Raw genomic sequence first — 1,056 nt, 5'->3', positions numbered from 1 at the left:
TGTGCGGCAGGCCCGCCGTGCCGAGCACCAGGGCGATGCCGAGCGAGAGCAGGTCCATCTTGCTGTAGAAGGTCTTCGCCGCGTCGCCAGCGGTCTCCACGCCGTACCGCAGACCGGGCTCCAGGAACGCCGCACCCTTGCCGGACTGTTCGGCCGCGTCACCGAGCAGCGTCGACAGGTTGAACTTGTAGGTCGCCAGCACCAGCAGGGTCATCACCAGGGCGCCGGTCATCAGCATGAAGGCCTTGACGATCTGGACGTAGGTGGTGCCCTTCATGCCGCCGACCACGACGTACACGATCATCAGGGCGCCGACCAGGATGATCGTCGCGATCTTGGCGGTGTCGGCGTCCATGCCCAGGAACGTGGTGCCGGGCCTGATCCCGAGCAGCAGGCTGACCAGCGCGCCCGCGCCGACCATCTGGGCGATCAGGTAGAAGATCGACACCACGATGGTGGAGACGGACGCCGCGGTGCGGACCGGGCGCTGACGCATCCGGAACGCGAGCACGTCGGCCATCGTGTACCGGCCCGAGTTGCGCAGGAACTCGGCCACCAGCAGCAGCGCGACCAGCCAGGCGACCAGGAAGCCGATCGAGTACAGGAAGCCGTCGTAGCCGTACAGGGCGATGAGGCCGGCGATGCCCAGGAACGAGGCCGCCGACATGTAGTCGCCGCCGATCGCCATGCCGTTCTGGAAGCCGGAGAAGGACCGGCCACCGGCGTAGTAGTCGGTCGCCGTCTTGGTCTGCCGGCTCGCCCAGATGGTGATGCCCAGGGTGATCGCGACGAAGACGAGGAACAGCGTGATGGTCAGCGAGCGGCTCGATGCGCCGTCGGCGTCGGCCGCGAGGTAAAGGTGCGGTTCCATTACTTGGCTACCTCCGGACCCGTCTCGGTGGCTTCGTCGGTTCGGGCCGCGGCGCCGCGGGCAGCGGCACCGGCCGTCAGTTCGTCACGGATCTTGTCGGCGATCGGGTCGATCTGCTTGGCCGCGAACCGGGAGTAGTACCAGGCGATCAGGAACGTCGAGACGAACTGCAGCAGACCGAGCAG

The 1,056-nt window shown here is 67.2% G+C and carries 2 protein-coding genes; both read right to left on the bottom strand.

Annotation, left to right across the window (positions count from 1 at the left end; genetic code table 11):
• Window positions 1–871 (bottom strand): cation acetate symporter (locus tag DMB66_RS59855; RefSeq protein ID WP_370321588.1); only part of this gene is annotated, 871 nt, incomplete at its 3' end.
• On the bottom strand, window positions 871–1,056 hold a 186-nt coding region (locus DMB66_RS59850), incomplete at its 5' end, for a DUF485 domain-containing protein (protein ID WP_148112975.1). The genes DMB66_RS59855 and DMB66_RS59850, both read right to left, overlap by 1 nt.

It is taken from the genome of Actinoplanes sp. ATCC 53533, from assembly GCF_003947245.1.
The sequence above is the reverse complement of the archived record's forward strand: the minus strand, read 5'-3'. Positions and strand labels throughout refer to the sequence as shown.